This is a genomic window from Luteimicrobium sp. NPDC057192, from assembly GCF_042670205.1.
Lineage (GTDB): Bacteria > Actinomycetota > Actinomycetes > Actinomycetales > Cellulomonadaceae > Luteimicrobium.
Window position 1 is genome coordinate 14,844 of sequence record NZ_JBHUWD010000021.1, and the last position, 20,926, is coordinate 35,769.

The following is a 20,926-nucleotide window of genomic DNA, read 5'->3' on the forward strand; positions in this document are numbered from 1 at the left end:
CGCCACCTCTCGGCACCTCATCGCTCTTCCGCCCCCGAGTGCGGTTCGTACCAGTCACGCCCGTGCAGGGGAACCGGCGCGGAGGTCAGCCTGATGTGCCGGTCTCGCTTGCGCGAGAACACGCTCATGGCGCTCATGAGCCAAGGACGGCGTGCCGCTCGGTCCCACTCCTTCAGCACCGCCGGCCAGTCCCGCTCGCTCGCGTGCCCCGAGACTGCCGACTTGCTGAGCATCTGCTCGCGCGTCCGCACCCAGGACATGTGCACGATCCCCTCCGTGACGGGGATCACCTCGTCCACGCGGACCTCGGCGTGGTTCCAGGGGTCGGTGTTGCGCGCCCGGAAGTCCACGCGGTACACGCTGGCACGAGTCTGGCGGCAGAGCCGCAGCCGCGCACCGGGCCGGACCGCGACCGGGCCCGGGTAGCCGGCCCTGGACCTCCAGAACCGCGTCGAGAGCTCGAGGAACTGGTCGCCCGCCCGCTGGTAGAAGAACCGCAGCGGGTAGTCGAGGGAGTCCGCGCCGACGGCGTCCGCACGCCGCAGGCAGGCCAGCAGACGCTCCGGAGAAGCGACGATCTCGTCCGTGTCGAGCTGCAGCACCCAGTCGACGCCGACGCCCGCGCGCTCGAGCGCAGCCTGCCGTTGCGCGGTGTCGAGCTCGAGCGTCGGCCGGCTCGGGTCCGAGAAGCGCCCCGGCAGCTCGATCACCTTGCCGTCACGGTCCAACGCCCGCAGCCGCGCGAGCGCGTCGTCCACCGGGAGCGGATCGCCCGACCACGACAGCCCGTCCTGGTCGTACGCGACCACGATGTGGTCGACCAGGTCGTAGTACGACCCCACGGAGTCCTCGATCCACGCGGGGTCACCCGCGAGGACGTACGCGCCGAGCCTCACCTCGCCCCCCCGAGCTCTCCTGCGACACCCAGGCGAACGAGCGCGGCCGCCCCGGCGACACCGCCCGCGGCGCACGCGACTGCCCGCGACAGCCCGTTCGCGACGCCGCGCGCCTTGGAGTCCTCCCCGAACAGACGCGGCCTGCGGGCCGCCGCCAACGCGGCGTAGCGCACGTGCCCGAGGGCGGTGCGCGCCCCGACGCCCAGGTAGCGGCGGAACCTGACGTCGCCCACGCCGACCGTCCGGCCCAGGAGGACCAGGTGGTTCCGCTCGCCGTAGTACGTGTACCGCAGGTCGAACCGCCGACCCTTCGCGTAGGGGCCGGCGACGTGCTCGACCACGGCCTCGGGAACGTAGACGATCCGGTAGCCGGCGAGCCGCAGCCGGAGCGCGATCTCCGTCTCCTCGCGCAGGCAGGTCCCCGGGTAGTGGTCGGCGAGACCCCCGACCTCCTCGACGGCCGAACGGCGCACCGACATGTTCGCGCCGAGCATGTGGTCGACCTCGACGTCGCGGCCGGGATCAGCCGCGAAGTGCCCGGTCAGGGTGCCGTTCGGGAGGAAACGGCCGATGACCCCGAGGCCCTCACGCTCCTCCCCCGGCTGCCCGTTGGTCGCGCGGCCTCCGACCGCAGCCACCGCGGGGTCGTCGTAGCGCCGCAGGAGACCCTCGAGCCAGTCGGGCTCGGCGTACGCGTCGTCGTCGACGAAGGCGACGACGTCCACGCCTCCTGCCGCCGCGACACCGATCATCCGGGACGTGGCGGTGTGGCCCGCGCCGCGCTCGTTGCGCAGGTAGGTGACGTCCGGGAAGCCGGCCACGACGTCACGCGTCAGCGTTCCCGGCGAGGCGTCGACGACGATCACCGCTGCCGGCGCGACCGTCTGCGCGGCGAGGTGATCGAGGCAGCGACGGACGTGGTCGGGCCGGTTGTAGGTGGCGACGACGACCGCGGCCGACCGCGGGTGGGGCTCAGGCACGCGGCCATTATCGGGCCGGTTCGACCAGGCTCCGGGACCGCCGTGCCCAATTCACCCGGGCGAGAGCCTCGGCCCCGGCGCAGCCGGCAGCCCGAGGACGTCCCGCCACACGGCCGCGTGCCCGGCCGCGCAGCGGTCCCAGGTGAACTCCCTGGCCCGGGCGCGGCCCGCCGCCACGAGCGGCCCGAGGTCGGAGCTCTCGTCGAGCACGTGGACGAGCCCGTCGGCGATCCCCGAGCCGTCGGGCTCCACGAGCACCGCGCAACCGCCGCAGACCTCCGGCAGAGCGCTCCTGTCCGCTGCGACGAGCGGCGTACCGCACGCCATCGCCTGGAGCGCGGGGAGACCGAAGCCCTCGTGGAGCGACGGCACGACGACGCCGGCTGCGCCGGCCATGAGCCCGACCAGCGTGTCCTCGTCGACCTTGCCGAGCCGGTGCGCGCCCTCCAGAGGGCCGAAGAGCCGGTCCCGACGCTCCGACGGCGGCCCGCACAGGACGAGGTCGACGTCGGGATGCGCTGCCCGCACGCGCGGCCACGCCGCGGCGAGACCCTCGAGGTTCTTGCGGAGCGTCGAGCCGCCGACTGTCAGCACGTACCGACCGGGGACCCCGAGCGCGCGGAGCCGATCCTCGGCGAGCGGGCGGGCGTCGAAGAACACGTCGTCGACACCGTTGGGCACCACGCGTACCCGGTCGAGCCCGAGGAGCTCGGCGGCGTCGTCCGCCGAGTACTGCGAGACCGCGAGCACAGCCGCCGCCGCACGCGTCTCCTCAGCAGCGAACCGCGGCGGCGCGGACTCGTCCGGGAACCGCCACGCCACGGTGTCGTGCACCGTGACGATCTCCGGAACCGACGCCGGCGGCAGCGACAGGCTCATCCGGTGCACGACGTCGTTGCGCCCGTACGCCACCGCGCCCACCGCGCGTCGGACCGACCGCGGTGCACCGTCGAGCACCCAGTGGGGCAGGCGCGCCGTCCCGGGCAGCGGCGAGCGGAGCGTGCGCACGACCGCTTCGCGGACCTCGATCCCCGGACCCGCCGCGCGCGCGGCGCGCTCCGCGATCCGAGCCTCGTAGGCCTGCTGGCCCATGGGGTTCGCGGACGCGAACGTCGCGAGGGCGAGCCGGGAGGTCATGCCGCAACCCTAGGTCGGACGCGCCCGCGCCCGGGGCCCGCGACCGGGCGAAATGCGTCCGGGGGCCACCGCCGCCGCCCCCGTCCCTCTACGATCACGAGCGTGTCAGTCGTGGCCCTCGTCGCCAGCTCCTTCCTCCCCCGCGTCGGCGGAGTCGAGGAGCACGTGCACCGCCTGGCGCCCCGGTTGCAGGACCTCGGCCACGAGGTCGTGATCTGGACCGTCGATCGCGGGGATGCTCCCGTGACCCTCCCAGGGATCACCGTCCGTCACCTTCCCACGCCCCTGCCGGCCGCGAACGCCCGCTCTGCCGCCCGGTTCGCCTGGGAGGGCCCGCGGGCCCTCGCGGCCTGGGTGCGGGCGGCTCGGGCCGACCGCCCGGACGTCCTCCACGTCCAGTGCTTCGGCCCCAACGGGACCTGGGCGACAGCGATGTCGCGACTGCTCGGGATCCCGCTCGTCGTGGGGGCGCACGGCGAGACCTTCATGGACGCCGACCGGGTCTTCGAGACGTCCGTCGTGCAGCGCCGCGCACTCCGCTACGCGCTCGGCCACGCAGCGGCAGTGACCGCCTGCTCGGCCTACGCCGCCGAGGACCTCGCGCGCTTCGGCCAGGACCCTGCCGGCGTCGACGTGGTGCTCAACGGCGTGGACCCTGACGAGCCGGCCGCCCCGGAGCCGGGCTGGCTCCCCGCGCGGTACGTGCTCGGCACCGGTCGCCTGGTCCGCATCAAGGGCTTCGACCTGCTCCTCCGCGCGTTCGCGACGGCGGGCCTCGACGACGAGCTCCGGCTCGTCGTCGCGGGCGCGGGGCCGGAGCGAGACGCGTTGCACGCGCTCGCGGCCGAGCTCGGGGTGGCCGACCGCGTCGTGCTGCCCGGTTCCCTGCCGCGGGACCAAGTCGTGACCGTGATGCGGCGGGCCGAGGCTCTCGTCGTGCCGAGCCGCGTCGAGGCGTTCGGGATCGTGGTCCTCGAGGGGCTCCGGGCCGGGGTGCCCGTGGTGGCCACGGCGCGGGGCGGCGTGGTCGAGATCGTCACCGACGGCGTCGACGCGCTCGTCGTCGACCCGGAGGACCAGCGCGCCCTGGCGGTCGCGCTGCGGCGGGCGGTGGTCGACCCCGCGCTCCGCGAGCGGCTCGCCACCGCCGGCCCGCGGACCGCAGCGCTCTTCACCTGGGAGCGGGTCGCCCGGCTCGACGACGCCGTCTACCGTCGCCTCCCCGCGCGTCGTCGACGCTAGATCACGTCGGCGAAGTTGCGTTCCCAGGACTGGAAGAAGAGCGCACCGAGGTAGAACACGGCCAGCGACACCCCGGCAAACGCGCCGATCTGCCAGAGCGGCGGCCGGTCGAGCCCGAGCAGCGACCAGCGGAACATCCCCAGCATCCAGGTGAGCGGGTTCGCGTTGAACAGGCCCCGGAGGTTGTCCGGCACCTCCGAGACGGCGTAGGCGACGGGCGACGCGTACAGCAGGATCTGGGTCAGCCACGGCAGCACGTAGCCGACGTCGCGGTACTTGACCTGGAGCGCGGCGGCGGCCAGGCCGAGCCCCGACGACAGCAGCACCACGAGCACCACCCAGACGGGCACGAGGAGCACCGGCCACCCCGGGTTGATCCCGTACACGATCAGCAGGACCACGCCGAGCACGAGCGCGACGAGGAAGTCCAGGAGCACCGACGCAGCGCCCGACAGGGGCACGATCATGCGGGGGAAGAACACCTTCGACACGAGCGACTGGTTCGACACGAGCGACGGCGCCGCCCGGCCCAGCACGTTGTTGAAGAGGTTCCAGGCGAGCATGCCCATGTACGAGAAGACGAAGTACGGCACGCCGTCCGAGCTGAGGTTCGCCACCTGGCCGAACACGATCGAGAAGATCCCCGCGGACGCCAGAGGCTGCAGGACGACCCACGCCACGCCCACGACGGTCTGGCGGTACCGCAGCAGCACGTCGCGCTGCGCGAACCGGTACGCGACCTCGCGCGCCTCCCACACCTCCGACCAGCGTGGCAGCGAGAAGCGTCCCGGAGGGGTGATGACGGTGACGCGAGACCGACGCGCGGCAGCCCGGGCCGACGCTTCCGCGCCACGCCCGTGCCGCGCCCCGGTGCTCAGCGCGAGCTCCTCGCGGTTCACGGCGCACCCACCGCGGGCGCGGGGACCGCCTGGTACGAGAAGTCCGACAGCACCATGCCCGCGGCCAGCGCCTCGTCGCCCGCCAGCTCGGGGTAGGGCGACACCGGGATCACCTCGAAAGCCGCCGCTCCCTCCCACGAGTCGAGGATGCCTGTCTTGCACACGTAGACGTCCACCGTGTAGCGGCCGGGCTTGAGCCAGAGGTTGGTGACGGAGAGCGTGACGGACTGCGCGCTCGCCGGGTCGAGCCAGACGCCCACGTTCCGGGAGTCGCACTGCACGACGGTGACGCCGTTCTCGTCGTTCACGTGCACCGACACGAAGTACTGCCCGACCATCTCGGGGTTGGCGTCGAGATCGATCTCGATCAGCTTGTCCTCGGCGGGCTCGTAGCTGTCCTCAGAGAGCCGGACCGCCCTGGCCCGCAGCTCCCCGGTCCCCGCACGCCGCGACGCGACCGCCTGGGTGGCAGCGAACGTCGCGAAGCTCGCCCGGTATCGTTCGAGCGCCCCGTCGACGCCGCCGTAGTACTCCAGCCGGCCACGCTCGAGGTAGAGCGCGGACGTGCACAGGGCGGTCACGGTCTGCATCTGGTGGCTCACGTAGAGGACGGTGCGCCCGTCCTTCGCGACGTCCCGCATCTTGGCGAGCGACTTGTTCTGGAACTCGGCGTCCCCCACCGCGAGGACCTCGTCGATCGCCAGGATCTCCGTCTCCAGGTGCGCGGCGACCGAGAACGCCAGCCGCACGTACATGCCGGACGAGTACCGCTTGACCGGGGTGTCGAGGAACTTCTCGACGCCCGAGAAGTCGACGATGCTGTCGAACTGACGCCGGATCTCGCCCCGGTTCATGCCGAGGAGCGAGCCCGACAGGAAGATGTTCTCCCGGCCGGTGAGCTCGGGGTGGAAGCCCGTCCCGACCTCGAGGAGGCTCCCGATCCGGCCGGAGAGCTCGATCCGCCCCCGGGTCGGGGCGGTGATCCGGGTCAGGAGCTTGAGCAGCGTGGACTTCCCCGCCCCGTTGCGTCCCACGATGCCGACGGCCTCGCCCCACGGCACCTCGAACGAGACGTCGTCGAGCGCGCGGAACTCCTCGTAGACCGTGCGCCGCAGGGGGTGACGGAGCCGCTCCGTCGCCGCCTCGACCACCGTGTTCGGCCGGAAGCCGCGCCGCCCCACGCGATACGACTTCCCCAGGCCCGCGACCACGACCGCCCGGCCGGCGGCGGGGCTCACCGACGGCCTCGCACGCGGGTGTCGCGACCGGGCGACGTCAGGATCAGCACTCGGCCATTATCCGGGCTCGGCCCGTCCAGGACGACGCGTCCACGGCAATTCACCCCGACCCCGTCGGCTGAAGTTGCGCGTCTCCTGGATAGGCTCGGGCCCATCGGAGCGGGCCTCGAGACAAGGCGGATCGCGTGACACGACGTCTGGTCCACGTCATCACCCCCGGCGACCACTTCTCGCCCAGCACCGGAAGCGCCGTCCCGACCGTCGTGCACGGGCTGTCCGCCGCGACGCCGCCCAGCGCGCCCCGCCCCGCCGTCGTCGTCGCGCGGGGCACGTACGCGGACCGTTACCCCAGCGCCGAGGTCCTCGAGTACGACGAGCGCCTCCCCCGGCGCACCGACCGCTACCAGGACCTGCTGGCGGCCCGCACCGTCGGCCGGCGGCCCGCCGCCGCGGCACGCTTCGGCGCAGCGCTGACGGACCAGGCCAGCTGGGACCCGGGGATCGTCCTCGTCCACAACGCGCCCCAGGGCATCCCCGTGGTGGACGACGCCCGGCACGTCCCCGTCCTCTACGCGCACAACCAGCTCCTGCGGACGTACTCGCGGCGCGAGGTCGCCCGGACGCTCGGCGGCGCCGCGCGCCTCGTGTGCGTCAGCGACTTCCTCGCCCGCGCAACCGCCGACCGGCTGCCGCCCGGCCTGCGCGACCGCGTGGCCGTCGTCCGCAACGGCGTCGACACCGACGCGTTCCGCCCGCCCCGGCGCTGGGAGCGCCGCGACCGGCTCGAGGTCACGTTCGTCGGCCGCATGCTCCACGAGAAGGGCGCTGACGTGCTCCTCGGCGCGCTCACGCTCCTGGACCGTGGCGACATCCACGCGACGGTCGTCGGGAGCGCGGGTTTCGACCCCCACGCCGCCCCGACGGCGTACGAGACGGAGGTCGCGCGGTCGGCCGCCGCGCTCGGCGACCGGGTGACCCGCCGGCCGTTCGTCCCGCGCGCCGACGTCGCGGAGCTTCTCCGGGGCGCTGACGTCGTCGTGGTCCCGTCCCGCTGGCCCGACCCGTGCCCGCTCACGGTCCTCGAAGGGATGGCCTCGGGAGCGGCCCTCGTCGCGTCGACCGTCGGCGGCATCCCCGAGCAGCTCGGCGACGCCGGCATCGCCGTCCCCCCGGACGACGCGGCGGCGCTCGCGGAGGTGCTCGGAGCGCTCGCGGACGACGACGCGCTGCTCGCGCGCTCGAGGGACGCCGCCCGCGCCTATGCCCTCACGCGGACGTGGGGCCGCAGCTACGACGACCTCGCGTCAGCCCTGGCGGGCGCGGTCTAGGCCGGCGCGTGCCCTGCGCAGGCGCTCGAGCCTCGCCCGGGGCGACGGCACGGGCGTCCCCAGCGCGTGCGCCACGACGGCGACGGCGTCGGGAGCGTGCGCAGGGACGTCCTCGTGCACCGTCTCCACCCACGGGCTCGAGGCGTCGCGTACCCGCTCCTGCGGGTAGAGGGCGATCGGCGGCACCGGCGCCGCAGCGCGTCGACCGTCGGCCGCCGGCACGGCGCCGAAGTGCGGGGCGAGCAGGTCGAGCAGGCACCGCCCGTCGCCCGTCGGCAGGTGAGCCGTCGGGGTCGCGCGCGGGTTGAGCTCGAGGAACGACGCCCCGCCGTCCGGCCGTGCGTGGAAGTCGAGCCCGCACAGACCCGAGAGCCCGAGCGCCTTGACGACGGCACGTGCGGCCTCGCCGAGCTCCCCTGGCTCGACGGGCTCGACGACCGTGGCGGGCCCGCTCCCGAAGCCGGCCGTGGGCACGACCCGCAGCGCGACCTCACCGAGCACCTCGCCCTCCCAGCACGCCACCGAGACCGTGGCGGGCGTGCCCGGCACGAATGCCTGGACCGAGACGCGCGGGAGCGTGCGCGGGTCCGCGACGTACGAGGCGTCGTCGTCCCTCCACCAGCGGACCACCCCTCGGGGCAGCGACGGCCGGCGCGAGAGCCGTGCCCAGGCCTCGCGGGCCTCGGCGACGTCGTGGACCACCAGGACGCCCTGGCCCGCCCAGCTCCCGTCGGTCTTCAGCACGGCCGGCAGCCCCACCTCGTGGAGCGCCGCCTCGAGCCGGTCGGCGGAGGCGAGTCCGAGGGTGGGCGGCACGTCCACGCCCGCGTCGCGCGCGACCGCCGTCGTCGCGACCCGGGAACTGCGCCGGCCGAAGGTCTCGGGACTGCCCAGCGAACGCGCGACCGCGGCCGCCGCCCGGGAACCGAGCAGACCGCGGCGGTAGGCGTCGACGACCGCCGCCTCCGCGACGTCGTCGACGGGCACGACGGCTGCGCCGTCGCCCACCCGGTCGAGCGCCCGTGCGACCGATCGAGCGCGTCGCAGCGGTGCGAACAGGCCAGGCGTCGTGACCCACGCCAGCCGCGCCACCGGGTGTCCGGCGGGCCCGACGAGCGCCACCTCGAAGCCCGCGTCGCGTGCGGCCAGCGCCAGGTGGACCGTGTGCAGCCAACGGTGCGCCGTCACCAGCACCAGGAGCGGCCGCCGTCCGAGGGGCGACCCGCTCACGCGGCTGCCACCGCGTCCCGCTCGACCGCCCGCGAGACGTGCGCGGCGACCCGCGGAGCGGCGAACTCCGCGCCGACCATGAAGCGCATGAGGGGCCCGAACGAGCCGGCCGCGGCGTTGCCCACGTAGTAGAGCCCGGGGACCGACGACTCGAAGCTGCGGCTCAGCTCGGGCATCGCGCCGACGCGCCGGGTCGCCGCGCGCAGGTCGGACGCGAGGAACGGCAGCCGGTCGAGGTCGGCGTGGTACCCGGTCGCCGCGATCACGTGGTCGACGCGGAGCACGCGCGGCGCGCCGCCGTCCCGGGCCGCGAGCCCGAGCGTCACCTCCCCGTCCGCCGTCGCGCTCACCACGTCGACCCCGGTCACGAGGTCCGCGCCGCCCAGCACCTTGTCCTTCATCCAGCCGCCCGACACCGGTCCGAGAAAGTTCCGGACCACCTCGAGCCGCCGCTCGGGCGGTAGCCTGCGGAAGACGTCGGGAAGGTCCTGGCAGAACTTCTGCTTCCATCCCGCGCCGAGCCCCGAGGACGGCTTGCGGACCCGCTCGCGCCACGTCCGGGCGTGCCCGTCGTCGACGCCCCAGAACGGGATCTCGGACCGACGCGTCACCAGGTGGACCCGCGCACCGGCGTCGAGCAGCGAGCCCGCCACCTCGACCGCCGAGGACCCTGCGCCGAGCACCGCGACGCGCTGCCCTGCGAACCCGTCGAAGTCCCGGTGCGCACTGCTGTGGGTGGCCCGACCGCCGAGCGGAGCGAGCTCGCCGGGGACCCAGGCGAAGTGCGTGATGCCGGCCGCGACCACGACGCGGCGGGCGCGCACCTCGGCACCGTCGTCGAGGGTGACGGCGAACCCTCCCGGCGCCCGGTCGAGCGCCCGGACCGCGCGCGTGTCGAGCCCCGGGACCAGCTCCCGCTGGAACGCGAGCCCGTACCGGACGAAGGTCTCGAGGCTCACCCGCGGAGACCGGTCCCCGTACGGCAGGCCCTCGCGGGCGGCGTAGTCCGCGAGCCGCCACCCGTCCGTCGGCGCGTCCAGGCTCGACGCGAACCCGTCGGACTTGAGCAGCATCCCCGCGGGCATGTGCGCACGCCATGTCACCATCGGGTCGCCGAAGACCTGCGTCGCGATCCCCCGGTGCAGCAGGTGCGCCGCCGTCGAGAGCCCGTACGGCCCCGCCCCGACCACCACGACGTCGGTGTCCATCCCGTCCCCCTGTCCGTCGAGCCGTTCACACGGCACGATCGACCTCCTTCGCGGCGTCGTACGCGCCGCGATACCTTCCGCGGACCAGACGCACCGCGTTGCGCTTCAGGTCGAACGCCAGCAGGCGCCAGTTCCGGCCGTTCCAACGGCGTGCGACGGCGGCCGCGGCGGCCGCCCGCTGACGGGGTGTCCCCGGGCCGGCGAGCGCCGCCCGGTACATGCGCGCGGACACGTACCACTGGGGGAACGCGACCGGACGCCGCCACTCGGGCCGGTACGCCCGGACCTGGTCGAGGACGTCTTTGCCCTGGTCCTTGCTGAGCTGGGCGTCGTGGCGCCGCGCCTCGAACAGCACCTCGGGCACCTGGATCCACGTGCCCCGCAGGGCCATCTGTATCCCGAGGACGTTGTCGCTCCCGAAGTAGTCGCCGAGGCCGCCCATCGCGCGCAGCTCCTCCGTGCGGAGCACACCGCCGTAGCCGATGGCCTCGTAGAGCCCGAAGTCGAGGAACTGGTCGACGCGCCGCACGGCGGACGGGGTGGCGATGACGGCATGCCTGTCGTCCTCGACGCCCACGGGCCGGCCCTCGGAGTCGATCCAGCGGACGCGCGAGAACGCGACGACGGCGGTGGCGTCGGCCGCGAGGGCGTCCGTGCACCGGCGCAGGTGGTCGGGCAGGGCGACGTCGTCGGCGGCGTTCCAGGTGAAGTAGGGGGCGCGCGCCGCCTCGAGGGTCCGGTTGAAGTTGCGTGCGAGGCCCCGGTTGACGGGGGTCGTGAGGAGCCGGAAGCGGGGGTCGTCGCCGACGACGTCGCGGACGACGTCGAGCGAGCGGTCGGTGGACGCGTTGTCGCTGATCACGACCTCGATGTCCGGCAACGTCTGGGCGCGCAGCGCCAGGAGCGTGCTCTCGAGGTACCGCTCGCCGTTGTAGACCGGCACGCCCACGGTGACGCGGGGCGTGCCGGGAGGACCGCCGGTCACCGCAGGACGACCTTGTCCGCCACGAAGCCCTCGGCGTAGCGCGTGCCCGCCTCGACCCCCCGCAGCCGCAGGACGCTGCGGAACGTCTCCTCGTCCCACCAGCCCCGCCCGTGCTGCGACGGGTAGGACTCCTCGAGCAGCCGGACCTTCCGCCGCACGACGTCGTCCGTCAGCGGCACGTAGACCTGCGCGGGACCGTGGTCGCCGTCCCACTTGGGGATCTCGTACCGCAGGACGTTCGCACCCCGGAAGACGGGCTTGACGAGGTCGGCCACGACGCGGTGGTCCTGGTGGGCGTCGTCGAGGCGCGGCGCGAGGACGAGGTCCGGTCGTCCGACCTCCTCGACGAGGGCGTGGAGGAACCGCTTGGCGTCGCCCCACGCCGTGGGGAACCGACCGTCGGGGAGGTTCGCGAAGCGCACGGTTGCGCCCCGCGCGACGGCGGCGGCCGCGGTGCGGGCCTCGGCGCGCCTGGTGTCGTCCCCGCTCAGCACGGCGAACGAGAGATCCGCGCCCGCGTCGGCGAGAGCGAGGAGCGTCCCGCCGGCGCCGAGCTCGATGTCGTCGGGATGGGCGCCGAGCGCGAGCACGCGCGCCGGCGCGCCGAGCAGCTCAAGCATGCGCCACGTCCTCGGGGAAGTAGTGCCGTCGTCGGGCCGGTGGTCCCCCCGCCTCGACGCTCCGGCGCAACCAGTCGTCCTGGGCCCGGACCGCCGCGGAGGCGCGGTCGGCGCGCGAGGCGATGCGCTCGCGCAGGCGGGGGCGGTCGGCGAGCTCTTTGACCTGCGCCACGACCCGCTCGGGGTCGAAGTCGGTGATCGGCCACGCGTAGTCCTCGAGGTCCGCGAGCCTGAGGATCTCGCGCTGCTTGGAGCGGCCGTACCCGAGGGCGACCATCGGCGTCCCCGTCCGCGCCGCGACGAGAAGGTTGTGGTACCGCGATGCCACCAGCACCTCCATCGCGGCGACCTCCGCCTCGACGTCGGGAAGGGTGCTCGCGTCCGAGACCCGGACCTTTCCCCGGGCGACGAGCTCCTCGAGATCCAGCAGCTCCACGAAGGTGCCGTCCGAGTCGGAGCCGCGCAGCAGGACGACCTGCTTGCCGAGGTCGACCAGCCGGACGACGAGCTCGCGCGCGCGCGCGACGTAGGCGTCCCGGGTGACGGCGTCGGGGTTGCGGTAGCCCGCCGCACCGTCGTACGCGAGGAGCCCGAGACCGACCACTCCGGGCTGCGCGGCCACCAGAGCGCTGCGCGGGTCGCCGAGCACCAGGTCGGGCACGACACGCGGAGTGCTGCCGGTGCGGTCGGCGACAGCAGCGGCGGACGCGTCGTCCCGTACGGTCACGAGGGTCGAGAGCCGGAGCGCGGCGGTGGAGAGGCGCCGCGCCAGGGGCGAGCCCGCGTCGTCGGCCCCGACGCTGAGCGCGAGCAGGGGACGCCGGAGGACGAAGGACCACAACCCCAGCACGCACAGGACGAAGGGGATGGCGCCCGGCACGGCCCACTGCGTCTCGAAGACGCCCGTGCCGGGCACCACGAGCACGTCGGAACGGAGCACGAGCCAACCCAGCCAGAAGGTGTCGACGCCCTTCATCACCATCCGCCCGACCAGCGAGCGCGGGTGCCGGACCGGCGCGACGACGGGGCGTGCCCGCACGTGGTGCTGGTCGGAGACCACGTCGGGCAGGTGGCACAGCACCGTGACGTCGACGTCGCGGGCGGATCGCAGGACCTCGAGCTCGTGCTCGAGGCACGCGTCGTTGCCGTAGTTGCCCACGCCGAACTCCCCTACCAGGGAGACGCGCACGTGGCGGCTCACCGGGCTCCACCGTTCGAGTGGTTCAGGTCCGGCACCTCGACGACGGGCACTCGACGGGGCCCTGGTGACCGGTGCCGGTCCCACACCGCCCAGGGCCGGTCACCCGTGCGGTTCATCTCCTCGAGCGTCGACCGCTCCTTGAGGGTGTCCATCGGCGCCCAGAACCCGCCGTACCGCGTCGCCCGGAACCGGCCGTCGTGGGCCGCACGGACGCACGCGTCCATGACGAGGTCCTCGCCCTCCCCCAGGTAGTCGAAGATCCCCTGCCGCAGCACGAAGTAGCCCCCGTTGATGCACATCTCCATCCCGGCGACGGGCTCGAGGTCCGTCATCCGCCCCTCGTCGTCGATCCGGACCACGTGGAACGAGTCTTGCGGCGGGACCGCGAGGAGGGTCCCGACGGCGTCGGTCGCGAGGAACTCGTCGACGATCTCGTCCATGGGCGCGTCCGTGAGCACGTCGCCGTAGTTGGCGAGGAAGACGTCGTCCCCGTCGAGGTACTGACGCACCCGGCGCAGCCGCTCGCCGATCGCCGTGTCCATCCCGGTGTCCACGAAGGTGATCCGCCACTCGCTGATGTCGCTCGACAGCAGCTCGATCTCCTCGCCACCCTTGGTGAGCACGAAGTCGTTGGAGTGGGTCTCGCGGTAGTTGAGGAAGTAGTCCTTGACGGCGTTCGCGCCGTACCCGAGGCACAGGATGAACTCCGTGTGCCCGAAGTGCGCGTAGTACTTCATGATGTGCCACAGGACCGGCCGCGAGCCGATCGGCATCATCGGCTTGGGCAGCGAGTCGGGGCCGGAGCGCATGCGCATCCCGAGGCCCCCGCAGAACAGCACGACCTTCATCGTCCACCTCCCGCGCCGACCATCGGCTCTCTCCGTCTGTCCAGGGCTTCCAGCACCGGGGCCGTGAGGTCCGCGTCGCTGCCGAGCCGCCATCGTGTGACGCCGAGCTCGGCCGACCAGGCCGCGACCTGCTCGGCGACGTCCTGCGCGCTGCCTCGCATCGACGCCGGTGAGTGGGTCACCGCGCCCGAGTCCACCGCCTCGGCGATCCAGCCCGACCGCGAGCCGCTGCCGTCGACCCGCACGTCGTGCACCGTCAGCTGGATCTCGGGCGCGGGCCGCCCCGCCTCGTCCGCGGCACGTCGCACGACCGCGATCTTCGCGCGGATCGCGTCGACCGTCACCTCCGCGGCGAGCGCGCCCGGGTCGTGGTCGGCCATCGCCGGGTGGACGCTCACGACGTCGGCCCGGGCACCGGCGAGACGGAGCATCCGGGGCAGCGAAGCGCCGATCCAGACGGGCACACCGCCAGGACGCGCCGGGGCAGGCAGTGCGTCCAGGCCCTCGACGTGGTGATGCACGCCCGCGTAGCCGACGGTCCCACCCTCGCGCCACCGTCGCAGGATCTCGAGGGTCTCGACCAGGCGCGCGGTGCGGACGGCCGGCGGGTCGAAAGGAAGCCCGCTCGCGGCGTAGTCGGCGGCGAGCCACCCGGCCCCGAGCCCCAGCGCGAACCGTCCCCCGCTCAGCACGTCGAGGGTCGCGGACGCCTTGGCGAGCCAGGCAGGCCGGTGCAGGTCGTTGACCAGGACGAGGGTGGCGAGGCCGATCGCGTCGGTGCAGCCGGCCGCCACCGAGATCGCGGTCCACGCGTCGAGCTGCCACCCCCCGGCCACGTGCTCCGAGACGGCGACCGTGTCGTAGCCCTGCGCCTCCGCGCGGCGCACCGCGTCCCGCCAGGCACCCGGCTCGGGGTCGAAGCGGGGCAGCGAGGCGATGAAGCGGAGCGTGCTGACATCCACGCGGGCACCTCGAGGACGGTCCGGACGACAAGACGTTGCAAGTCTCGGACCGGCGGCGCACCGGGCCAACGTCCCGCGTCCGAATTCATCCGGGATCGACCGCAACTTCACCCCCGTGCCCCATGCACGCTTTCGTACCGTAAGCGCATGCGCGTGACGACCACCCGGCTCGACGGCCCGCTGCTCTTCGTCCCTGAACCGCACCGCGACGAGCGTGGCCTGTTCACGCGCACGTTCGACGCCGACGACGCCCGCGCGGCCGGCCTCGACCCGGGCGCGTTCCTCCAGGACAGCCAGTCGCGGTCCGTCGAAGGCGTGGTGCGCGGGATGCACGGCCGGGTCGGCGGCGGGGAGGCGAAGCTCGTCCGGGTGGCGCACGGGGCAGTCCTCGACGTCGTCGTGGACGCGCGGCCGGCCTCGCCGACGTTCGGGCAGGTCGAGACGTTCCGCCTCGACGACACCGACTTCGTCACCCTCTACGTTCCGCGCGGCTTCCTCCACGGCCACCAGACCCTCACGCCGACGGCGGACGTCTGCTACCGGATCGACGCGCTGCACGACCCCACCGAGGACGTCGGCGTGCACTTCCTCGACCCGGACCTCGCGATCGGCTGGCCCGCGCCCGTGACGATCGTGAGCGAGCGGGACCAGGCCGCGGGCTCGTGGGCGGAGCTGGCGGCGCGGCTCACGGCGTGACAGGGGACGTCACCTCTCGGGGGCGCGGCTCGACGACGACCCATCGGCCGCCGTCCGCCTCGACGTCAGGCAGGGCGGCGCGGACCTCGTCGAGGAGGTCGGGGACGAACAGCAGCACCCGGTCGGGGCGCAGCGCCACGAGCTCCTCGGGCCCGACGATCGGCACCCGGCTCCCCGGCAGGGCACGCCCGTGCTTGGCGGCGGACGCGTCCCCGATCGCCACGAGGTCCTCCGGACCGACGCCCGCCACGCCGAGCAGCGCGACCGCACGGGACGCGGCGCCGTAGCCCGCGACCCGCAGGCCGTCGGCCCGAGCCCGGTCGAGGTAGGCGCGCAGGGCGGTCGCGGACTCCTCGACGTCGTCGCCGAGCTGTGCGACGCGCTCCGGGTCGGTGACCCCGGCGCGGCGCTCCTGCCGCACCACCCGGCGGACGAGGTCGCCGCCGGCCGCGTGCTCGTCGAGCGTCCGCGAGCCCGCCCGGGCGAACGCGACGACGACGGTCCCCCCGTACAGCCCGTACTCCCACGCGCCGACCGGCTGGAGCCCGACGTCCTGGGCCATGTCCACGAGGACGGGCACCGAGTAGTACGCGAAGTGCCCGTGCCGCAGCGCGTTCCAGGTGCCGTCCCGCAGGATCGTCGCGAGCGTGTGCACGTGGAGCGCCAGCACACCGTCGGGGGCGAGGCGCGAGAGCCGCAGCTCGAGCGCAGCCCGCTGGTCGGCGACGTGCATCATGCCGAGCGAGTCGACGACGAGGTCCGCCTGGCGTGGCGCGGCCGGGCCGACCTCGAGCCCGCGCTCGACGAGCCCGGCGTCCGCGAGGAGGCCCAGCCACGAGCCGCCGTGCGGGCTGGGGAACTCCGCCACGGCGGTCCCGGGGCGCGCGAGCCCGGCGCGGACGAGGTCCGACACCGCCTCCGCCGCCTGGTGCACGAGGGCGGCCGGCTCGACACCGCGCGGCTCCTCGGCGTCGGTCGGGTCGTCCTCGAGCTGCGCGAGGCCGCACGACCCGCACAGGACCATGCGCAGCGGGTACGCGGGGTCGGGCCGTGGGTCACCGGGCGCAGGGAAGTGGTCGGCCGCGGGCTGCTCCCCCAGGTCGAGCACGACGACGCCGACGTCGCCGCGACACCAGCGGCACCGCCAGCGCCGCGTCGGGCGCGTGTCCTCAGGCACCGGGCTCCACGACCTCGAGGTGCGGCAGCGCCACGACGAGCTTCCCGCCCCAGTCGGCCACGGACGCGAGCTGCGCGGCGATTTCCTTGCGCAGGTTCCACGGCATGATCACGACGTAGTCGGGCCTCGCGTCCGCGAGCGCCTCCACGGGGTGGACCGGGATGTGGGTGCCCGGCAGGAACCGGCCGTGCTTGTAGGGGTTCCGGTCCACGGAGAAGCGGATCAGGTCGGACCGGATCCCGCAGTGGTTGAGCAGAGTGTTGCCCTTGCCGGGCGCGCCGTAGGCGACGACGCTCTTGCCCTCGCGCTTGGCCTGGAACAGGAAGCCCAAGAGGTCCTCGCGGACCTTCTCGACCTGGTGCGCGAAGCCGTCGTGACCCTCGAGCGTGTCGAGCCCGGCGGCGGCCTCGTCGGCGAGGACCTTCGCGACGGCCGGTGACGGCGCGGGCGCGGTCTCGGTGGGCGCGGACCAGGTGCGCAGGGAGCCGCCGTGGCTGGGCAGCTCCTCGACGTCGACGACGGTCAGCCCGGCCGCGGCGAGCACGCGCTGCGTGGTGAGCAGCGAGAGGTAGGAGAAGTGCTCGTGGTAGATCGTGTCGTACTCGTTGCCGTCGATGAGGCGCAGCAGGTGTGGGATCTCGATGCTGACGCGGCCGTCGTCGGCGAGAAGGGCGCGCAGGCCCTTGCTGAAGTCGACGATGTCGGGCACGTGAGCGAAGACGTTGTTCGCGACGACGAGGTCGGCCTTGCCGTGCTCGGCGGCGACCGCGCTCCCCGTGGCCTCCCCGAGGAACTCCACGACGGTCGGGATGCCCTTGTCGATCGCGGCCTGCGCGACGTTCGCGGCGGGCTCGATGCCGAGGCAGCGGATGCCCTTCGCGACGACGTGCTGCAGCAGGTAGCCGTCGTTGCTCGCGATCTCGACGACGAACGCGTCCGGGCCCAGCCCGAGGTGCGCGACGGCGTCGTCGACGAAGCGGCGCGCGTGCTCGACCCACGAGTCCGAGTACGACGAGAAGTAGGCGTAGTCGCTGAAGATCTCCTCCGCCGGGATGTACGCGGGGAGCTGGACGAGCAGGCACTGCGAGCAGACGCGCACGTGCAGCGGGTAGAACGTCTCGCCCTGGTCGACCTGGTCGGCGGTGAGGAACGACTCGCAGGGCGGCGACATCCCGAGGTCCACGAACGTGTGCTCGAGCGGGGCGCCGCACAGGCGGCAGGCGGGCGCGCTCATCGGGGCTCCCCGCTCGCCGCGGGCGCGAGACGCAGGGTCTGGAGGTCGAGCCGGCCGGCGTCGGCGAGCTCCTGGATCTTCTTGAGCCGCACGAACCGCGGGCCCTCGAAGTCGTCCGTGGTCAGGCCGCGTTCCTGCGCGTGCTGCCAGATCTCGCGGATCCCGTCGGGCACGGTCCAGGCGGGCTGGTAGGCCGGCAGCGTCGAGCGGATCTTCGTGAAGTCGACCTGGTAGTTGCGCGTGTCGGGGCCGGCGCCCGCCGCGAACGTGACGGGCGCCCCGGTGATCTCGGCGACCTGGTTCGCGATCGTGCGGACCTGCACGACGTCTTCGTCGCGCCCGACGTTGAACGCCTGGTCGCGGACGACGTCGGCCGGAGCCTCGAGCACCGCGAGGAAGGCCCGAGAGATGTCCTCGACGTGGACGAGCGGCCGCCACGGCGAGCCGTCCGACTGGAGCCGGACCTCGCCCTGCGTGAACGCGGTGCCCGTGAGGTTGTTGACCACGATGTCCGCGCGCAGCCGCGGTGACGACCCGTACGCGGTCGCGTTGCGCAGGTAGCTGGGCGAGAAGCCGTCGTCCGCGAGCGGGGAGATGCCCTGCTCCGCGAGGACCTTCGACTCCCCGTACGGCGTTACAGGGTTGAACGCGCTCGTCTCGTCGACCGGCGCGTCACCGGCCGCCCCGTACAACGAGCACGACGACGAGAACAGGAACCGGGGCACGCCCGCCTCCTTCGCGACGCGTGCCATGTGGACCGCACCGTCCGCGTTGACCGAGTACGTCGCGCCCGGGCTGAGGTGCCCGATCGGGTCGTTCGAGATCGCCGCGAGGTGCACGACCGCGTCGAACCCCTCGAGGTCCTCCGGCCGCGCGTCGCGGATGTCACCGGTGCGCTGCTCGTAGTCCCCCGGCTGCGCACCGAAGTCGCAGCCGTCGTACCAGCCCACGTCGAGGCCCACGACCTCGTGCCCCGCGGCCTGCAGGAACGGCACCAGCACCGCTCCGATGTAGCCGCGGTCGCCGTCCACCAGCACTCGCATCGCCAGGCTCCGTCCCTCGTCGCGCACCCGTTCACGCCGACCGCCAACCTACCGGGACGCGGGCAGGCCGGAGGATGCCGGTGCGGGGTGATTTACCCGATCACCCGGTGGCGCAGCCACAGCCAGGGGGCTCGCGGTGCGAAGCGCGCGGCCCACACGAGGTCCCCGACGGCGGCACGGCGCTCCCCCGCCCCCCACGAGGCGCGAGCGGCCCGCGCGGCCGACCACGCGGCGAACCGGTCGTTCGCTTGGTCGCGCGCCGTGAGCGCCCCGGCGAGCGGCTCGTCCCCTGCCGCGCGAGCCTCCTCGCGGTGCCGTCGGACGATCACGCGGATCGCGTCGGCCAGGGCGCGGTACCGCCGGGTCGTGTTGCCCTCGTGGTACCGGTAGTCGACGAGCGGCTCCGGGACGAGCACGAGCGTGCCGCGGGCGGCGACCCGCAGCACCAGGTCCAGGTCTTCCGCGAGGCGCATCAGCGGGTCGAACCCGCCCGCGTCGTCGACCGCCGACCGGCGCAGCACGAGGTTCGGCAGCAAGATCCCGCCCAAGCCGCGCGCGATGTCGAGCCGGGAGGCGACCGCGACCTGGTCAGCCTCCACGAGCACGGCGCCGTCGGCGTCGACGGTGCGCATCCCGCAGTAGGTCGCGACGACCCGGGGGTCCGCGAACGGCGCCATACCGAGCTCGAGACGGCGCGGGTCCCAGCGGTCGTCGTCGTCCAGGAAGGCGACGAGCTCGCCCCGTGCCGCGGCGAGCCCGCGGTTCCTCGCGGCCGAGACTCCCGTCGACGCACCCCGCACGACCCGGATCTCGGGGAACGGCCGCAGCATCTCGACCAGGGCGGCTGGGTCCGGGACGCCGTCGTCGACCAGGACGCACTCCACAGCCCCGTAGGTCTGGGCGCGCACCGAGCGCAGGGCCTCCTCGAGAAACGGCCCGCCGCGGTTCGTGCACACGATGACGCTCACGACCGGGCGCCGCGGCGGCTCGCCGAGCGGCTCCCTCTCGGGCGGGGGGTTGCGGTCGTTCACGTCGCTGCCTTCACCGTCCGTGGTCCGAGGTCGTCCGCGGTCCGGGCGGACCCGGCTCGCACCCGGGCTGACGGGAGCCCAGGACCATGCGCGCGTAGCGATGGATCAGCGCACGCTGAGCACGACCCAGCCTGCGGGAGATCGCTTCCCGATCGATGATCTGCCACAGGTCGCACGGGTTCGGCTCGGCGGAAGACGCCCAGCCGAACTCCCGGCGCATCATCGCACGGTGGGACTCGGACACCATGCCCGCAGCTCCGGCCCGCCCGAGGAACTCGCCTCCCGAGCTGACCTGGCCCGACCCCACGCGGTAACCGAGCACCGGCACGGCGCCCCTCCGGATGCGCCCGCCAGCCGCGAGCACGCGGAGCTGGAGGTCGTAGTCCTCCGCGATCGACCCGTCCCGATACCCTCCGACCTCGACCAGGGCCTCGCGCCTCGCGTACATCGTGGGGTGGGACAGCAGGCTCCCGAGCATCAGGTGGAGCGGCGCGGCGGCCACCGAGATGGGCACGGGCAGCGAGGGCCGGAGATCACGCGCGCGCCGGCCGAACGACACGATCGGCGAGAAGAGAAGATCGGCGTCCCCGAGCTCCCGCCGCTGGGCCCAGAACCTCCACGGGAAGGTGACGTCGTCCGCGTCCATGATCGCGACGAACGCGCTGTCCGACTCGTCGAGCAGCCGCTGCCGAGCGGCGGTCCAGCCGAGGCTGCGAGGAACGCTGCCGAGCACGACGCGAGGATCCTGGACCGAGGCCATGACCGCGTACGTCCCGTCGCTCGACCCGTCGTCGAGGACGCGGAGCTCCGCGTCGCGCGGCATGGCACGAAGCGTCGACCTGAGTGCCAGACCCACCGTGTCCTGTGCGTTCTTGGCGCACAGCAGAACCGTCATGGCTGGCACTTCGGCGGCCTCTTTCCTTGGTCGTGACCGGCCCGCACCACGGCGCGAACCGAGAGCGGCGAGAACC

Annotated in this window: 20 protein-coding genes; 3 read left to right on the top strand and 17 right to left on the bottom strand. The window is 73.8% G+C overall.

Translation table 11 applies throughout. The annotated features are described in order from the left end of the window. Positions 1–17: 17 nt before the first annotated feature. From ACFT5B_RS11275 to ACFT5B_RS11285, 3 genes are read right to left on the bottom strand one after another with little or no spacing between them, the layout of a single operon-like run. Positions 18–896, bottom strand: coding sequence for a hypothetical protein (locus ACFT5B_RS11275; RefSeq protein WP_386798185.1), 879 nt, complete (start codon positions 894–896; stop codon positions 18–20). After that, on the bottom strand, positions 893–1,876 hold the full coding sequence (locus ACFT5B_RS11280) for a glycosyltransferase family 2 protein (RefSeq protein ID WP_386798187.1): 984 nt from the start codon (positions 1,874–1,876) through the stop codon (positions 893–895). Before ACFT5B_RS11280 ends, ACFT5B_RS11275 begins: the two co-directional genes overlap by 4 nt. Positions 1,877–1,927: 51 nt before the next feature. After that, positions 1,928–3,013 carry a glycosyltransferase family 4 protein gene (locus tag ACFT5B_RS11285; RefSeq protein WP_386798189.1) on the bottom strand — a complete coding sequence of 362 codons (1,086 nt, stop codon included), beginning with the start codon at positions 3,011–3,013 and terminating at the stop codon, positions 1,928–1,930. A 102-nt stretch (positions 3,014–3,115) separates the two neighbouring features. Between ACFT5B_RS11285 and ACFT5B_RS11290 the strand changes: the two genes are divergently transcribed. Further along, on the top strand, positions 3,116–4,255 hold the full coding sequence (locus ACFT5B_RS11290; RefSeq protein WP_386798191.1) for a glycosyltransferase family 4 protein: 1,140 nt from the start codon (positions 3,116–3,118) through the stop codon (positions 4,253–4,255). Here the strand turns inward: ACFT5B_RS11290 and ACFT5B_RS11295 are convergent. Beyond that, the gene (locus tag ACFT5B_RS11295; RefSeq protein WP_386798193.1) at positions 4,252–5,154 is read right to left on the bottom strand and encodes an ABC transporter permease; all 903 of its coding nucleotides are present in this window, start codon (positions 5,152–5,154) and stop codon (positions 4,252–4,254) included. The genes ACFT5B_RS11290 and ACFT5B_RS11295 overlap by 4 nt on opposite strands. Then, positions 5,151–6,392 carry a polysaccharide ABC transporter ATP-binding protein gene (locus tag ACFT5B_RS11300; protein ID WP_386798194.1) on the bottom strand — a complete coding sequence of 414 codons (1,242 nt, stop codon included), beginning with the start codon at positions 6,390–6,392 and terminating at the stop codon, positions 5,151–5,153. Before ACFT5B_RS11300 ends, ACFT5B_RS11295 begins: the two co-directional genes overlap by 4 nt. Before the next feature lie 185 nt (positions 6,393–6,577). Between ACFT5B_RS11300 and ACFT5B_RS11305 the strand changes: the two genes are divergently transcribed. Continuing rightward, the gene (locus tag ACFT5B_RS11305) at positions 6,578–7,720 is read left to right on the top strand and encodes a glycosyltransferase family 4 protein (protein ID WP_386798196.1); all 1,143 of its coding nucleotides are present in this window, start codon (positions 6,578–6,580) and stop codon (positions 7,718–7,720) included. On the opposite strand, the gene ACFT5B_RS11310 is transcribed toward ACFT5B_RS11305, so the two are convergent. The 7 genes from ACFT5B_RS11310 to ACFT5B_RS11340 are packed head-to-tail and all read right to left on the bottom strand — an operon-like array spanning position 7,697 to position 14,774. Next, a complete protein-coding gene (locus ACFT5B_RS11310; RefSeq protein WP_386798198.1) occupies positions 7,697–8,950 on the bottom strand; it encodes an ATP-grasp domain-containing protein in 1,254 nt (417 codons plus the stop codon). The two genes, ACFT5B_RS11305 and ACFT5B_RS11310, sit on opposite strands and share 24 nt — an antisense overlap. Further along, on the bottom strand, positions 8,947–10,158 hold the full coding sequence (locus tag ACFT5B_RS11315; protein WP_386798200.1) for an FAD-dependent oxidoreductase: 1,212 nt from the start codon (positions 10,156–10,158) through the stop codon (positions 8,947–8,949). The genes ACFT5B_RS11310 and ACFT5B_RS11315 overlap by 4 nt, the downstream gene beginning before the upstream one ends. A 25-nt stretch (positions 10,159–10,183) precedes the next feature. Then, a complete protein-coding gene (locus ACFT5B_RS11320) occupies positions 10,184–11,143 on the bottom strand; it encodes a glycosyltransferase family 2 protein (protein WP_386798202.1) in 960 nt (319 codons plus the stop codon). Continuing rightward, positions 11,140–11,763, bottom strand: a complete 624-nt coding sequence (locus tag ACFT5B_RS11325) for a PIG-L deacetylase family protein (RefSeq protein WP_386798204.1) — start codon at positions 11,761–11,763, stop codon at positions 11,140–11,142. Before ACFT5B_RS11325 ends, ACFT5B_RS11320 begins: the two co-directional genes overlap by 4 nt. Then, entirely contained in the window at positions 11,756–12,964 is a 1,209-nt protein-coding gene (locus ACFT5B_RS11330; protein ID WP_386798206.1) for a polysaccharide pyruvyl transferase family protein, read from the bottom strand. Before ACFT5B_RS11330 ends, ACFT5B_RS11325 begins: the two co-directional genes overlap by 8 nt. Further along, entirely contained in the window at positions 12,961–13,812 is an 852-nt protein-coding gene (locus ACFT5B_RS11335) for a sugar phosphate nucleotidyltransferase (RefSeq protein WP_386798208.1), read from the bottom strand. The genes ACFT5B_RS11330 and ACFT5B_RS11335 overlap by 4 nt, the downstream gene beginning before the upstream one ends. After that, complete coding sequence (locus ACFT5B_RS11340; RefSeq protein ID WP_386798210.1) at positions 13,809–14,774, bottom strand: LLM class flavin-dependent oxidoreductase; 966 nt, start codon at positions 14,772–14,774, stop codon at positions 13,809–13,811. Before ACFT5B_RS11340 ends, ACFT5B_RS11335 begins: the two co-directional genes overlap by 4 nt. 147 nt (positions 14,775–14,921) lie before the next feature. On the opposite strand from ACFT5B_RS11340, the gene ACFT5B_RS11345 reads away from it, so the two are divergent. Next, positions 14,922–15,470, top strand: a complete 549-nt coding sequence (locus ACFT5B_RS11345) for a dTDP-4-dehydrorhamnose 3,5-epimerase family protein (protein WP_386798212.1) — start codon at positions 14,922–14,924, stop codon at positions 15,468–15,470. Here ACFT5B_RS11345 and ACFT5B_RS11350 read toward each other — a convergent pair. The 5 genes from ACFT5B_RS11350 to ACFT5B_RS11370 form a co-directional block, all read right to left on the bottom strand. Continuing rightward, entirely contained in the window at positions 15,460–16,647 is a 1,188-nt protein-coding gene (locus tag ACFT5B_RS11350) for a class I SAM-dependent methyltransferase (protein ID WP_386798214.1), read from the bottom strand. The two genes, ACFT5B_RS11345 and ACFT5B_RS11350, sit on opposite strands and share 11 nt — an antisense overlap. After that, on the bottom strand, positions 16,640–17,881 hold the full coding sequence (locus ACFT5B_RS11355; RefSeq protein WP_386798217.1) for a methyltransferase domain-containing protein: 1,242 nt from the start codon (positions 17,879–17,881) through the stop codon (positions 16,640–16,642). The genes ACFT5B_RS11350 and ACFT5B_RS11355 overlap by 8 nt, the downstream gene beginning before the upstream one ends. Further along, positions 17,878–18,924 carry an NAD-dependent epimerase/dehydratase family protein gene (locus tag ACFT5B_RS11360; RefSeq protein ID WP_386798219.1) on the bottom strand — a complete coding sequence of 349 codons (1,047 nt, stop codon included), beginning with the start codon at positions 18,922–18,924 and terminating at the stop codon, positions 17,878–17,880. Before ACFT5B_RS11360 ends, ACFT5B_RS11355 begins: the two co-directional genes overlap by 4 nt. A 92-nt stretch (positions 18,925–19,016) precedes the next feature. Beyond that, positions 19,017–19,955, bottom strand: coding sequence for a glycosyltransferase family 2 protein (locus ACFT5B_RS11365; protein WP_386798221.1), 939 nt, complete (start codon positions 19,953–19,955; stop codon positions 19,017–19,019). A gap of 10 nt (positions 19,956–19,965) precedes the next feature. Continuing rightward, entirely contained in the window at positions 19,966–20,850 is an 885-nt protein-coding gene (locus tag ACFT5B_RS11370) for a glycosyltransferase family 2 protein (protein ID WP_386798223.1), read from the bottom strand. Positions 20,851–20,926: the final 76 nt, after the last annotated feature.